Annotated in this window: 11 protein-coding genes, 18 tRNA genes and 1 rRNA gene; 1 reads left to right on the top strand and 29 read right to left on the bottom strand. The window is 35.4% G+C overall.

The genetic code is table 11. From position 1 onward, the window contains the following. The first annotated feature begins 60 nt into the window (after positions 1 to 60). Positions 61 to 921 (top strand): polysaccharide deacetylase family protein, encoded by an 861-nt coding sequence (locus tag G7082_RS11310; protein WP_166035162.1) that lies wholly within the window; start codon positions 61 to 63, stop codon positions 919 to 921. Between the two features lie 47 nt (positions 922 to 968). Here the strand turns inward: G7082_RS11310 and G7082_RS11305 are convergent, their stop codons facing one another. The 29 genes from G7082_RS11305 to rrf form a co-directional block, all read right to left on the bottom strand. Then, a complete protein-coding gene (locus G7082_RS11305; RefSeq protein ID WP_238842646.1) occupies positions 969 to 1,598 on the bottom strand; it encodes a lysozyme family protein in 630 nt (209 codons plus the stop codon). 171 nt (positions 1,599 to 1,769) lie between these two features. Further along, positions 1,770 to 3,032, bottom strand: coding sequence for a D-alanyl-lipoteichoic acid biosynthesis protein DltD (gene dltD, locus G7082_RS11300; RefSeq protein ID WP_166035161.1), 1,263 nt, complete (start codon positions 3,030 to 3,032; stop codon positions 1,770 to 1,772). Next, positions 3,029 to 3,265, bottom strand: coding sequence for a D-alanine--poly(phosphoribitol) ligase subunit DltC (gene dltC / locus G7082_RS11295; protein WP_166035160.1), 237 nt, complete (start codon positions 3,263 to 3,265; stop codon positions 3,029 to 3,031). The genes dltD and dltC overlap by 4 nt, the downstream gene beginning before the upstream one ends. A gap of 18 nt (positions 3,266 to 3,283) precedes the next feature. Continuing rightward, positions 3,284 to 4,516 carry a D-alanyl-lipoteichoic acid biosynthesis protein DltB gene (gene dltB / locus G7082_RS11290; protein ID WP_166035159.1) on the bottom strand — a complete coding sequence of 411 codons (1,233 nt, stop codon included), beginning with the start codon at positions 4,514 to 4,516 and terminating at the stop codon, positions 3,284 to 3,286. Beyond that, the gene (dltA, locus tag G7082_RS11285) at positions 4,513 to 6,024 is read right to left on the bottom strand and encodes a D-alanine--poly(phosphoribitol) ligase subunit DltA (protein WP_166035158.1); all 1,512 of its coding nucleotides are present in this window, start codon (positions 6,022 to 6,024) and stop codon (positions 4,513 to 4,515) included. The genes dltB and dltA overlap by 4 nt, the downstream gene beginning before the upstream one ends. A gap of 16 nt (positions 6,025 to 6,040) precedes the next feature. Continuing rightward, positions 6,041 to 6,190: a teichoic acid D-Ala incorporation-associated protein DltX gene (locus tag G7082_RS11280; protein ID WP_166036078.1), complete on the bottom strand. Its 150-nt coding sequence runs from the start codon at positions 6,188 to 6,190 to the stop codon at positions 6,041 to 6,043. Positions 6,191 to 6,419: 229 nt separating this feature from the next. Then, positions 6,420 to 7,175, bottom strand: a complete 756-nt coding sequence (locus tag G7082_RS11275; RefSeq protein ID WP_166035157.1) for a MurR/RpiR family transcriptional regulator — start codon at positions 7,173 to 7,175, stop codon at positions 6,420 to 6,422. A 158-nt stretch (positions 7,176 to 7,333) separates the two neighbouring features. After that, positions 7,334 to 8,122, bottom strand: coding sequence for a carbohydrate deacetylase (locus tag G7082_RS11270; protein ID WP_166035156.1), 789 nt, complete (start codon positions 8,120 to 8,122; stop codon positions 7,334 to 7,336). Further along, on the bottom strand, positions 8,122 to 9,492 hold the full coding sequence (locus G7082_RS11265; protein WP_166035155.1) for a class-II fumarase/aspartase family protein: 1,371 nt from the start codon (positions 9,490 to 9,492) through the stop codon (positions 8,122 to 8,124). The genes G7082_RS11270 and G7082_RS11265 overlap by 1 nt, the downstream gene beginning before the upstream one ends. 22 nt (positions 9,493 to 9,514) lie before the next feature. After that, on the bottom strand, positions 9,515 to 11,071 hold the full coding sequence (locus tag G7082_RS11260) for a PTS transporter subunit EIIC (RefSeq protein ID WP_202983103.1): 1,557 nt from the start codon (positions 11,069 to 11,071) through the stop codon (positions 9,515 to 9,517). Positions 11,072 to 11,222: 151 nt separating this feature from the next. Then, positions 11,223 to 11,293 (bottom strand) — tRNA-Gln (locus G7082_RS11255). A gap of 13 nt (positions 11,294 to 11,306) precedes the next feature. Next, positions 11,307 to 11,379: transfer RNA gene (locus tag G7082_RS11250), tRNA-His, on the bottom strand. Positions 11,380 to 11,390: 11 nt separating this feature from the next. Next, a tRNA-Tyr gene (locus G7082_RS11245) sits at positions 11,391 to 11,470 on the bottom strand. A 6-nt stretch (positions 11,471 to 11,476) separates the two neighbouring features. Continuing rightward, positions 11,477 to 11,549, bottom strand: a tRNA-Phe gene (locus tag G7082_RS11240). Positions 11,550 to 11,574: 25 nt separating this feature from the next. Further along, positions 11,575 to 11,646: transfer RNA gene (locus G7082_RS11235), tRNA-Glu, on the bottom strand. Between the two features lie 17 nt (positions 11,647 to 11,663). Beyond that, positions 11,664 to 11,753, bottom strand: a tRNA-Ser gene (locus G7082_RS11230). Positions 11,754 to 11,781: 28 nt separating this feature from the next. Next, positions 11,782 to 11,855 (bottom strand) — tRNA-Asn (locus G7082_RS11225). A 41-nt stretch (positions 11,856 to 11,896) separates the two neighbouring features. Continuing rightward, positions 11,897 to 11,980 (bottom strand) — tRNA-Leu (locus G7082_RS11220). 19 nt (positions 11,981 to 11,999) lie between these two features. Then, positions 12,000 to 12,070: transfer RNA gene (locus G7082_RS11215), tRNA-Cys, on the bottom strand. Between the two features lie 5 nt (positions 12,071 to 12,075). After that, positions 12,076 to 12,146: transfer RNA gene (locus tag G7082_RS11210), tRNA-Gln, on the bottom strand. A 13-nt stretch (positions 12,147 to 12,159) separates the two neighbouring features. Then, a tRNA-His gene (locus tag G7082_RS11205) sits at positions 12,160 to 12,232 on the bottom strand. An 11-nt stretch (positions 12,233 to 12,243) separates the two neighbouring features. Beyond that, positions 12,244 to 12,314: transfer RNA gene (locus tag G7082_RS11200), tRNA-Trp, on the bottom strand. A gap of 21 nt (positions 12,315 to 12,335) precedes the next feature. Further along, positions 12,336 to 12,416, bottom strand: a tRNA-Tyr gene (locus G7082_RS11195). 6 nt (positions 12,417 to 12,422) lie between these two features. Further along, positions 12,423 to 12,495 (bottom strand) — tRNA-Phe (locus G7082_RS11190). 4 nt (positions 12,496 to 12,499) lie between these two features. Next, positions 12,500 to 12,572 (bottom strand) — tRNA-Asp (locus G7082_RS11185). 11 nt (positions 12,573 to 12,583) lie between these two features. Beyond that, positions 12,584 to 12,656 (bottom strand) — tRNA-Val (locus tag G7082_RS11180). A gap of 24 nt (positions 12,657 to 12,680) precedes the next feature. After that, positions 12,681 to 12,752: transfer RNA gene (locus tag G7082_RS11175), tRNA-Glu, on the bottom strand. 11 nt (positions 12,753 to 12,763) lie between these two features. Then, positions 12,764 to 12,837, bottom strand: a tRNA-Asn gene (locus G7082_RS11170). Positions 12,838 to 12,850: 13 nt separating this feature from the next. Beyond that, positions 12,851 to 12,966, bottom strand: a 5S ribosomal RNA gene (gene rrf, locus G7082_RS11165). Positions 12,967 to 12,977 lie beyond the last annotated feature (11 nt).

Below are 12,977 nucleotides of genomic sequence, written 5' to 3'. Positions count from 1 at the left end.
TGCTTAGATACCAATGTTTTGTTAAACTTTCTAATAGAAATAAAAATTAAGGAGGCCCTTATGAAAAAGAAATGGGTTTGGTTACTCTTCTTTTTATTAATTGTCGAAGTAGCCCTAGCAAGTTTCATCTTTTTAAACCCCTTCAAAACTAAAGAAGTGGCAAAAACATCATCTTCCTCAACTGAGGTCACAGCTTTATCAACTGAAACCAGTTCAACTTCCAAAGAGAAAACAAAATGGATTGAGAGCGATACAGAAATTAGTTTCCCGATTTTAATGTATCACAGTTTAACAGAGCCTGAAGGAAACTCACTAAAAGTTCCTCCTGCTGAATTCAAAGAACATATGAAATGGCTCAAAGATAATGGTTACTATACCTTAACACCAGAAGAAGCCTATATTGTTTTAACAGAAAATAAAAAGCCAGCTGAAAAAATTGTTTGGGTTACTTTAGATGATGGTTATCTCAACAACTACACAGAAGGGTTCCCAATTTTAAAAGATCTTAAAATGAAAGCAACAATTAGTTACATCACATCTAAACTGGGATCATCAAGTTATTTTGACTTAGCACAAATGAAAGAAATGGCTCAAAGTGACACCATTAATATCGAAAGCCACACTGTTTCCCATTTAGACTTGAACACTCTTGAAGATAGCCATATTACAAGCGAGTTGAAAGATTCTAAAGCTTGGTTTGATAAAGAATTGAGTCAAAACACTAGCTTACTCTGCTATCCTGCTGGGCGATATGACGAACGTGTTCAACGCATCGCAGAAGAAGTAGGTTACAAAATGGCGATTACAACTGAACCAGGATATGCTAAAAAATCAGATGGTCTATTTGCCTTAAAAAGAGTTCGAATCTCACCAGGATATGATGGAAATGCTTTTGGAGAGTTTGTTACATCTTACCAATAAAAAAGAGAGGTTGTGACCTACTTATGTCACAGTCTCTCTTTTTTACTCTAAAATTTTGAAAATAATTTAACTAATTTTAAATTCCATTTAACACTTTCTGCGTAAAAAAAGTTTCCACCATCTTTATAAAGCTTTCCCCCATTATGCATCAAAGCAAAGGGATGCTTATAAAAATAAGTTTCCTGAGTTTTATTTCCTAATAACGGTGCTAAAATATCTCTTGAATACGTTTCAGAAATTTCTAGCGTATTCTTTTTGCCGTGATCAGAAACATAATTTATATACTTCGAACCGAAATTATAAGCTTGAACTGCTGTCCAAATATCACACTTTTGAGCATCAGCTTCTTTAATCACTTCTGCTAAGTGCTCGACACCTGATTCAATACTTTCTTCACTTGTAAAAATACGATTTCTTGTCCCATATTTACTTTCACTACTCTGCATTAAATCCACATGATCACCTTTACTTTCAGTATAGATAATCGCTAAGATCACATCACTATATTCTTCAATCCCATATTGTTTGGCAGCTGTTGTTACTTGATCTTCCCAAACCATGACATTTTTAACTTGCTTCCTTAATATAAAGACTGTAACGATAGATAGGACCACCAAGCTGAGCAATAAAGTAAATACAAACTTTTTAAAAAAACTTTTTTTCTTCTTTACTTTCAACTAATTATTGCTCCCTTTTTACTAATTTTAACTTACGAGTTATTTTGTCATAATTTGGCTTCTCTTTCAAGTAAAACCGACAAAACTTAAGCCATAATTAAGATATGACCGCAACTAAATGATATAAAAAAATAGAGACTAACTCAAAGGTCAGGCTCTATTTTTCATTTTTCATTCAAAATCTGTTCTTTTTTGCCAATCTTTAGATAAAAACTCTGTAGGATTCATCTTATATTCTGGCTTAGTTGTATCCTTTAAGAATCCTTGTAAATCCTGATCCATTTGCATCCAACCACGCCATCCTAAATGAATCGTATCTTCCATAAAGTATGGTTCAGCACGCTTCTGCGTATAATCATACACATGGTTAAACCCTTGAGAATTTAACTGATAGGTAATCTTTTTACTGAAAGTATCTAACATATCTGTTGAAAGACCTGTATAGTCTGACCATTTCTGATTAACTGGCGGAATGACAAACATAGCGTCAATATTGTTTTCAGCTAATTTATTTAAAACTAACTGGAAATCTGAAAATTCAGGAGAAACAGTATAATCAAATTTCGTTTGAGAATTTTCTAATTTACCTTTCATTGGACTAATGCGATTAGTGTAGAAAGAATTAGCAATTTCAAACTCATTATTACTTGTTCCTTTTTTACCTGCTTCAAAAGCCATCTTATCTAATTCTTCATAAGAATATTGACTTGGTAATTTTTTTGTTTTCTCAGTAATCTTATCACTTTTAGATGTGATACCAATTCGGCTGAATAAGCTATCTTCTTTTGAAAGAACTTCATAATTATACGATGCACGGTTGTAATTCATCGTTGATAACTCTTCACCAGACTTAATTTTTTTCATCATTAATTTCATCTGAGTATCTGTTCTAACACTTGAAAATTTCAGCATACGTCTTGCTAAGTATTGATCATTTTCATCAACTTTATCTAAGTTCATCAAATATTGATTGACTTGTAGTGGTGAGTAAAACAATGAGAACATTGGGTCACCCACACCGTCTTTAACAAACCATTGAGGAGAGATAACAAAGACAACTTTTTTATTCTTTAATTCTTTTTCCATAGAGTTTAACATGAAAAAGTGAGTTAAAGATTGGGTCCCAGGAGCACCTAGTAAATAAGGCTCATAAGGTCGATCGTATTTCTGAGCTAATACTGACGGATGAAAAGCATTCACACGACTTAACTCTGATGAACCAAAGAAGGGTAAATATTTACCGCTACCCATAGCCTCGTTTTTTAAATCATTTCCTTTTAATACATTTACTGCCATCGATGATGCCGATTTATGTACTGCTTTTTGCGATGGTTTAGAAAACCAATTGATTGGGGAAAAGATCACCGCACCAACAATAATTAAAGCGACAAAAAGTGGCCCAATCGCAGTAAATAATTTTTTCTTAGAGATCATCCTTGTAAAGCTGTAATTTGGTTAATGATTTGTTGTGGTGTTCCCCATTCGCTTCTTTCATATTCTGAAACTGGTACTGTAATACCTAATTGACCATCTACTTCAACAAGCATTTGAACAGTTGCCATTGAATCTAATAACCCTTCATCATATAAATCTAAATCTAAAGTCCCACTTACGTCTTGACCTGTTAAATCTTCTAAAATTGCTAATACTGTTTCTTTAATATCCATTCCTGTCATCTCCTATTATTATATATTAAATAATTGCTTAGCTAGTGTATCTAAGAATCCTGAGAAAATCAAGAAACTGAAACAAACTGCGTTAAACGTTAAAAATATTGCAAAAGCATTGGTCCATTTGTTACTTGGTAATTGCTCTTTATGTTTTTTCTTAAATCTTAACCACGCATCACAAGTACAAATTAAAAGAGCATGATACAAACCATAAACAATATAATACCATGTTAAACCATGCCAAACACCCATGATTAAGAATAAAGCAAAGTAGCCAACATTTGATGCTACTATTCTACTCTTAAATACTTTTTTCTTCATCAAGGTAAACATTAATCTCATGTAAACATAATCTCTAAACCAAAAAGAGAGAGACATGTGCCATCTGTTCCAAAATTCTTTAATATTTGGGCTTAAAAACGGTTTGTTAAAGTTGATAGGTGTTTCGTAACCAAGTAGGTAACTTACCCCTACCGCAAACAAACTGTAACCTGCAAAATCAAAGAATAAATACAAACTATAGACATACATATAACCTAATGTTCCAAGGAATACGCCTTCTCTTGTCAAAGCAAAAGATTGAACTAAAGGTAATAAATGACTACCTAAAGCATAACCAATTAAAAATTTATATAAAAAGCCTAAGAAGATAAAATGAATTCCTTTACCTAGTAGCTCAGTATATTTTTCTTTTGATGGTGGATTATTTAAATCTTTTAAAAATCTTCGGTAACGGTCAATCGGTCCTGAAGAAATTGTTGGAAAGAAGAGTAAGAATTGAATATAGTGCTTAAGTTTGTAATCTTTAATAATGCCATCTCTAATTTCCATAATCACTTGAACAGATTTAAACGTTAAGTAAGAATAACCTAAAAAGTAAAAGAGTAAGAATGATTTACTATCTGTCAGCGGTCCTACTTTTAAAATAATCATCGGTATAATACTTAAAAATACCGCAATATAAAACCAGAAAGTACTGTTAGCTTTCTGACGATATCTAAAGTAAACACCAGTTAAAAGACATTGCCAAACAACATAACCAATTAGGGCATAACCTTGCTTTATGTTAGGTCCTGCAAAACTAATCCATAAAAAGAATACTGTTAAAAGCGTTTGGTACCAATGCAGCCTCTTACCTCTCAATGAATAAATAATTGAGGGAATAAATAAAACGGCAATTAGTACAAAATAAAATGGTTTTTCATAAGGTGTTAAATAAGTAATAAACTGTGCTAATTTATCTATCATTTGTTTACCTCATTAATCAACCACTTACGATCAACCTTACCATTTGGTGTTAATGGTAATTGATCCACATAAATGAAACGTTGTGGAATCATATAGTCCATAACACTAGATTCTAGTTCAGCTTTCAAAACTTTCGTTAACTCTTTTTCTTCGAGTTCACTTTCAGTCTCTAATACAACATACGCAATCAATTGTTGAACTTTGTGGTTTTTATTGTATTTTGGAACCACACACGCATTTCTTAAACGCGAATTTTCCATTAAGTGATGATCAATATCCCCTAATTCAATTCGGTAGCCATGCCATTTAATTTGGAAATCTAAGCGACCTTTATAATAGAGCAGACCATCTTGAAGTAAACCAGCATCGCCCGTTTTATAAGCAGGCTTACCTTCGTAAGAAAAGAAAGCTTCTTCTGTTTTTTCAATATTATTGAAGTAACCCGTTGAAACTCCAGGTCCTTCGATGATGATTTCACCAATTTCGCCTTCTGGTTGAGCCTGACCTTCATCATTTAAAATAATTAATCGTGTATCTGACTTAGCTCTTCCTAAAGGTAATCTTTCGTTACTATCTAAAATGTCTTGTGTAATTTGAACACTTGTAATCGCAACAGTTGCTTCTGTTGGACCATACGTATTAAAAATTATCGCTTCTGGAAAACGTTCCAATAATTTTTGAGCCACACCATGTGGTAACTCTTCACCACAAAATTGGAAATTTTCCAAACTAGGTAATTTTTCTCCAGTGAAATCTGGATTTAGTAAACAAATTTCAACAAGCGAAGGCGTTGATACCCACACGTTTAAGTTCATTTTAGGAATACTGCTAAACAGTAATGGGAAACTCTCTACCATATTTTTTTCCATCGGTACTAACGTTCCTGCAGTTAGTAATGAAGGATATAAATCCATTACTGATAAGTCGAAAGAAAATGGTGCCTGGCATAAAAAGCGTTGCTCTGTCTTTAAACTAAAATCTGACAACATCCACTCACAAAAACTTTCTAAATTATCATAAGTAATTTGGACGCCTTTAGGTTTCCCAGTGGTACCAGAAGTAAAGATTGTATAGTAGACATCTTCACCTACAACCATATGCTTTAAGGAAGCTTTATCTCCTGCAGTCGTCAATGCTTCATATTTTTCTAAGGTAATCACTTTATCAGAGACATTCAACGGCCATTCGCTTAAAGAAATGACACATGTTGCTTGTGATTCTTCTAAAATCATTTCAACACGATCGACTGGCGTGTGAGCATCTACTGGAATGTAACCATGACCCGATTTGGTACAAGCTAAGAAGCTGGTAACCATTTGGCTATTTTGTCCACCATAAACTAAAATATTATCTTTGTTTTGATGATTGTTTTCTAAGTAAAACGCAAGTGAATCAGATTTTTTTTCTAAATCTGCATACGTAGGGCTTAGTGTCCCTTCGTCGAAAAAAATAGTGTCCGCTTTTTCATCAGACCATTTTTTGACTGTTTCTAAGATTATATTTTTCATCGATCAAATACTCCTTCTAGAATTGGTTGTAAATAAAGGAACCTCCGCCTACTGAACTATAGTGATATAAATAGATTAAACCTAACAATATAGTTGCATAAAGCACTGTTTTTCCCACAAAAGATAACCAATATCTTGATTCTTCATTTTTAATTACTTTTTTCATTTCCATTTCAACTTCATCCTCTCGTCTTTATCATAAACAAATTATATCGTAGAATATTATTTTTGGTATCAAGCATATGTTGTAATTTTTTCTACGACCTAAGACCTAGAAATCGTCATAATAGAAACATTTGTAACATCACAGTAATATTAATACAAAATTATTATAAACAACGAGAAATCAAAACACAAGATATAATTCTACACTATTATCTTAAGTTTTGAAAGTTCTAAATGATGTGATTATTTGATAATTTCTGTTTAATACTTTCAATCAATAAATCAACTAGAAGAAAGAAACCAATTCGAGAAATAGAATCATCCTTTTTCGTATCAAAGTTATCGGTATGACAGTATAAACTATAATCTGAATAATCACTTAATTTATTCGATTGAAATGATGTAATACTAATCATTTTCGCTCCTTTTACATTAAGAACCCTTGCTGTTTCAAGAATTTTTTTCGTTTGACCAGATAGTGAAAACAAAATCACTACATCATCCTCTGTGACCAGTCGTGTAAAAGACTCTGATAAATTATAATCATCAATAAAAAAGCAGTGAAGACCCATGGAAAATAATAAATGCTCTAAATAATACCCAACAGGTTTACTGGTTCCCCTTGCCATGATAAAAATATTTTTTGCTTGTAGGATTGAATCAACCGAGCCATCAATCGTCTCATCTATAACTAAGGATAACGTCTTTTCAATGCTTTTTTCGAGTTTCTTGATTACTTTATCTTCATTTAGTTCTTCTGATACCAGCTCTTCTCTTATTGAATTATTAATGGTAAATTTCAACTCTTTAAAACCACTAAAGCCCAACTTTTGACATAAATTAATAATCACGGTCTTCGACACGAAATTGACATCTGCAAGTTGATTGATATTCATATAAGGAACGGCTTTAGTATTGTCTATAACATAGCGAAGTACCTTTTTCTCACTAACAGTTAACTCATCGTAATTCTTAAGAAAGTCCATTCCACTCCCTACCCCCTACTATTTGGAATTATATCATAAACTCCTACTTATGTCTGATACAAAGAACGGCAAAAAAGACTGATATCTCTAAATATTCACTAACTTTTTGTTAGTTTTATCTAAAAATATTAGCCTTTATGTTCTTAAATTAAATTTGATTAAAAATCATGGTAATTACATAGTTCAAATTCATACTCGGAAAATAATTTACTAAGATCTAAGTCACATAAAATTGAAACTTCTCTCATTCTAGCTAAATTAAAACTTGAGCCAAACCAAACTTCCTCATCCAAAAACCCAGGATGACAAACAGCTTCTACTTTATTTTTCTCAGAGTATTTTTGGCAATCTTTCACGATTATCTTAAAAAGTTGTTGTTTTACTTCTAAAAACCTTTTATCCATTCTTTTCATTTCTGGATAGTTAAATAGGGGCCATAACTCCTCGGCAGGACTTAAATTAGGATTAATAAATTTAGTTCTCACATCATGACTATTTCTAATTGGTAAATGATATTTAAGGGATAAAGCCTCTACTACCCTATAATGATCTCCCATCGAGTGAGTATAATGATGGGAATCAAGATGACTAATGTTGATCCCTGCCTGTTGAATGTGTTTGATTTGTGCATCCCATTCATCATAAAGCTGCTCTAAATTAGTTTCAAATAATTCCGCCTTGATTTTATCTAAACATTTAAACTTCCCAGTTTCTTCCACTAAATCAGTAACATTAGTAAGTATTGGTTTGCCACATGTCATTGACAAATGAACTCCCACTCCTAAATTGGGATTACTACGGCTTAATTCTACGGCATGGTCAAATCCTGGCATGTTTGCCATTAGAGTCGTTGAAGTTAAAACACCATTCTGAAAAGAATCAATAATACCGTGGTTAATTGCCTTAGAATAACCAAAATCATCTGCGTTTATGACCAACTTTGCCATTACTTATAATTCTCTTGAATAAATTTAGCTGTTTCATGAGCTCGTATTGCTTCTTTGGACGCTAGTTCACTGGAAAGTCCCACATAGTTTCTAGGATCGATTAGTGCTTTCACTTCTTCTGCTGTAAATTCTGAAGAAATTAAGCTATTTTTCATGAGATTTGTGTAGAAGTCTTCACCATCAGCTGCTGTTTTAATCGCAATGTCATATAGAAGTGAATGAGCTTCATCTTTCCCAAGTTTATCAGCCATTTTCATCATAACGTATTCTGTATTATCTAAGCCTTTATTTCTCAACACATTGTGAAGCATTCGCTCAGGATGAGGGACCATTGTTCTAGTTAATTCCTCTGTTCTAAGCAAAACTTCAGTTGTGAGTTCTAGGGCTTCTTCTAAAATGCCATCAAATAACATGTATGAACTACTGTCACCTTCATATGGTCTAACGGCTGAGTACATACCAACACCAGGTAATGAATACAATTTTTGAGAATTGGCTACAATGCCTTTAGCTAGTTTAGGGTTAATTTTATGAGGCATGGTACTACTTCCAACTGTCCCTTTGCTAAATCCTTCCGACACTTCAGCAATTTCTTCTAAAGTAGTACTATAAACTTCTTCTCCAATTTTATGACAAATATTTGCCATTAATGATAAATTCATCATGTACTCTAATTTATGAGTACTAATATTTCTTGAAGGAACTTCCATTGGATACATACCTGTTAACTCAGCTACGCGCTTTTGAACATCAATCCCAACTTCTGGCATGGAGCTAAATGTTCCTACCGCTCCACCCATCATAATTTTAAAGACACGTTTTTCTGCCTCTCTCATTCTCTCCACACATTCAATGAAGTCACTTATCCAAACAGAAACTTTATAGCCATATGTAATCGGAGTGGCATGACGACCATGAGTCCGACCTGTCATGACAGTATCTTTATTATCCTCAGCTAGTTTACTTAAGTTCTCTAAAATCTCACCCAGAAGTTTCATGTATTTATCATGAACGGTTTTCACCATATATAATTGAGAACTTTGCTGAATATTTTGAGTGGTAATCCCGTAATGAATATATTTCCCGCTCTCTTTTGGACAAGCTTTAACTAAAACTTTTAGAAAAGGCACAAACCCATGTCCAATTTTTAAATAGATTCTATTCATTTCCTCAAAATCAATATTTTCAATTTTAGCGGCTTCTTTAATATCAAGAGCGGCTTGTTTAGGAATAAAACCACACTCCGCTTGTGCTTCTGCTAAGGCAGCTTCAAACATTAGCCACGTTTTATATTTTGCTTCATTCGAGAATAACTCTTTTATCCCTCGATCATCCATTGTTTTACTTTTTGAATCATATAGTGCTCTCACTTTTTTTCCTCCTCATTTTTTACTATGCTAATGCTTCATCTACAGCATTTCTAACGAATTCAACTTGAGGGCCATAAACAACATGAATATGTTTTGCTGCCGGGAAGAAGAAACCAGTACAACCTGATTTTTCAAGCAACTCTTTATTGACAACATTAATATCCTTCAAATCAATTCTTAGACGGGTAATACAGTTTTCAACGTTTTCAATATTTTCCTTACCACCTAGCGCTTCAACCACGATCTCAGCAACTTCTGTGTAACGTTTTTCTTTAATTAATGTATTATCCATATTTTGTGATTCTTCACGACCAGGTGTTTTAATATCAAATTTAATAATTGCCCAGTAAAAAATAAAATAAGTAACAACTGCTAAACCAAGTCCAATAATTACTAAGAATATCCAGTTAGTCTTTTCATATAATAATCCGAAAATCGCAAAGTCAAAAACCGTTCCCCTAATGTATCCAACTGCCACTCCTGCTAAAGAAAGTAGCACAGCTCCAATCCCAACAATAACTGCATAAGCTAAATACAAGAGAGGGGCAATGAACACAAAAGTAAATTCTAACGGCTCAGTAACGTTTCCTAACATCGCTGTTAAAACCAACGTAATCAGCATCGACTTAACTTCTATTCTATTTTCTACACGACACGCTTTATACATGGCTAAAGCAATCGCAGGGAAAAGAAACAGTGTCACAAGCATTTGTTGTTGTGCCATGAATCTTGTTAAATCAGGCATCATTGACCAATACTCACTATTTGGCCCTTGATTGAATAACACTTCATTCATCGCTGGGACAACTCCAACAAAGGTTTCCCCATCAATTACATAAGACCCGCCTGCTTCAGTAAATCTAAAGAGCGCGTTCCATACATGGTGTAAACCAAAAGGAATAAATAATCGTTCACCAGCTGCCGTAAAGAATGGACCAACTGTGCTTAAAATAACCACTGAAAATTTCGTTAAAACTAGCACAAAAACTTCCCAAACAAATGGTAATAACGCCCCAATTAAAATCATGACGCCAATTGTAATAATTGGTACTGACTTCTTACCTGAAAAGAATGCAAATGCAGTTGGAAGTTCTAAATTATAGAACTTATCTGTTGCCCAAGCAGCAACTAACCCTGTAACAATCCCCCCTGCTGCACTGATATTCATTGTTTGAATACCCAAAACATTTATTTGTCCAACTTGTGTCATAATTTCTGGATCAGCCATCTTACCAGTTAAAGTCAACCAAACATTCATAGTAATGATTAAAGTTAAATAACCAGTCACAGCAGCAAAAACAGAAATTCCTTTATCCTTTTTACTCATTCCATAAGCCACACCCATAGCGAATAGTAGTGGAATATTATCAAAGATAACGCTTGCAATCGTTCTAATACTAATAAGAATAGCATTAACATTTTCATTTCCTAAAAATGCAAACTTTTCAATCATATAAGGTTGAACAAATGCTCCACTGATTCCTAAAATCATCCCGACCGGTGCTAAAACCCCAATTGGAAGAAGTAACGTTCGTCCAAACTTTTGTAGTGACTCACCAAAATCCCCTTTTTTAATCATCTTTTCTTCTCCTTTTCAAATGATAAATATATACTAACACTTAAATTTTTTTATAAAAAGCTTCTTAACATTACTTAATACTATCTAGATAAGCAAAAATGACTTAGATCATTTTTGGACAAAAAAAAAGACTTGAATCATCAAGTCTTAACTGGGCTAGCTGGATTCGAACCAACGATGACGGAGTCAAAGTCCGTTGCCTTACCGCTTGGCTATAGCCCAATATTATTAAATAGGCGACTGATGGGAATCGAACCCACGCATGTCGGAACCACAATCCGATGTGTTAACCACTTCACCACAATCGCCATGATAAAAATGGAGGGGGCAGATTCGAACTGCCGAACCCAAAGGAGCGGATTTACAGTCCGCCGCGTTTAGCCACTTCGCTACCCCTCCATATAATGGCGCAAGACAGAATCGAACTGCCGACACACGGAGCTTCAATCCGTTGCTCTACCAACTGAGCTACTGCGCCCAAACTATAATTAATAGTTTAGTAATGACCCGTACGGGAATCGAACCCGTGATACCGCCGTGAAAGGGCGGTGTCTTAACCGCTTGACCAACGGGCCTAAGAATTATAAAATTACGGAAAGTAAGGGATTCGAACCCTTGAGACAGTTATTACCGTCTACATGATTTCCAATCATGCTCCTTCGGCCAACTCGGACAACTCTCCAGGTTCAAAAAACTTATTTAAAGTAAAACTCCGGCAGTAGGACTCGAACCTACGACATCATGATTAACAGTCATGCGCTACTACCAACTGAGCTATGCCGGATTATTTAATTATTAGACTATCCTTATATGCAATAAATGCAATACCGGCGGCCGGGGTCGAACCGGCACGCCCTTGCGGGCACAGGATTTTGAGTCCAGCGCGTCTGCCAATTCCGCCACGCCGGCATAAGGATATATCTATAAAAGGCGGTAACCGGATTTGAACCGATGATAAAGGTGTTGCAGACCTCTGCCTTACCACTTGGCTATACCGCCAAAAACTGGGCTAGCTGGATTCGAACCAACGATGACGGAGTCAAAGTCCGTTGCCTTACCGCTTGGCTATAGCCCAATATTATTAAATAGGCGACTGATGGGAATCGAACCCACGCATGTCGGAACCACAATCCGATGTGTTAACCACTTCACCACAATCGCCATAGTAAAAACAGGGGTAGTAGGAATCGAACCCACGCTGACGGTTTTGGAGACCGTAGTTCTACCGCTAAACTATACCCCTATAGTTTGATAATATTAATAATGGAGGGGGGCAGATTCGAACTGCCGAACCCGAAGGAGCGGATTTACAGTCCGCCGCGTTTAGCCACTTCGCTACCCCTCCATATAATGGCGCAAGACAGAATCGAACTGCCGACACACGGAGCTTCAATCCGTTGCTCTACCAACTGAGCTACTGCGCCTAAACGGTCCCGACGGGATTTGAACCCGCGATCTCCTGCGTGACAGGCAGGCATGTTAACCCCTACACCACGGAACCAGTTTAGATAATGGAGGTTAACGGGATCGAACCGCTGACCCCCTGCTTGTAAGGCAGGTGCTCTCCCAGCTGAGCTAAACCTCCATATATGGAATATATTATGTTACATGACCCGTACGGGAATCGAACCCGTGATACCGCCGTGAAAGGGCGGTGTCTTAACCGCTTGACCAACGGGCCTTTTGAAACAACTCCGGCAGTAGGACTCGAACCTACGACATCATGATTAACAGTCATGCGCTACTACCAACTGAGCTATGCCGGATAATTTATAATAAGCATGGCAACGTCCTACTCTCACAAGGGGAAACCCCTCACTACCCTCGGCGCTAAGAAACTTAACTTCTGTGTTCGGCATGGGAACAGGTGTATCCTTCTTGCCATCATCGCCACACTTATTATTAG

The sequence above is a fragment of the Vagococcus hydrophili genome, assembly GCF_011304195.1.
Taxonomy (GTDB): Bacteria; Bacillota; Bacilli; order Lactobacillales; family Vagococcaceae; genus Vagococcus; species Vagococcus hydrophili.
The sequence above is the reverse complement of the archived record's forward strand: the minus strand, read 5'-3'. Positions and strand labels throughout refer to the sequence as shown.

What these genes read in the sequence shown, in the direction of transcription:
- G7082_RS11310 (WP_166035162.1), top strand. Translation starts at nt 61, where the DNA reads ATGAAAAAGAAATGGGTTTGGTTACTCTTCTTTTTATTAATTGTCGAA.
- dltD (WP_166035161.1), bottom strand. Translation starts at nt 3,032, where the DNA reads ATGATCTCTAAGAAAAAATTATTTACTGCGATTGGGCCACTTTTTGTC.
- dltC (WP_166035160.1), bottom strand. Translation starts at nt 3,265, where the DNA reads ATGGATATTAAAGAAACAGTATTAGCAATTTTAGAAGATTTAACAGGT.
- dltB (WP_166035159.1), bottom strand. Translation starts at nt 4,516, where the DNA reads ATGATAGATAAATTAGCACAGTTTATTACTTATTTAACACCTTATGAA.
- dltA (WP_166035158.1), bottom strand. Translation starts at nt 6,024, where the DNA reads ATGAAAAATATAATCTTAGAAACAGTCAAAAAATGGTCTGATGAAAAA.
- G7082_RS11280 (WP_166036078.1), bottom strand. Translation starts at nt 6,190, where the DNA reads ATGAAAAAAGTAATTAAAAATGAAGAATCAAGATATTGGTTATCTTTT.
- G7082_RS11275 (WP_166035157.1), bottom strand. Translation starts at nt 7,175, where the DNA reads ATGGACTTTCTTAAGAATTACGATGAGTTAACTGTTAGTGAGAAAAAG.
- G7082_RS11270 (WP_166035156.1), bottom strand. Translation starts at nt 8,122, where the DNA reads ATGGCAAAGTTGGTCATAAACGCAGATGATTTTGGTTATTCTAAGGCA.
- G7082_RS11260 (WP_202983103.1), bottom strand. Translation starts at nt 11,071, where the DNA reads ATGATTAAAAAAGGGGATTTTGGTGAGTCACTACAAAAGTTTGGACGA.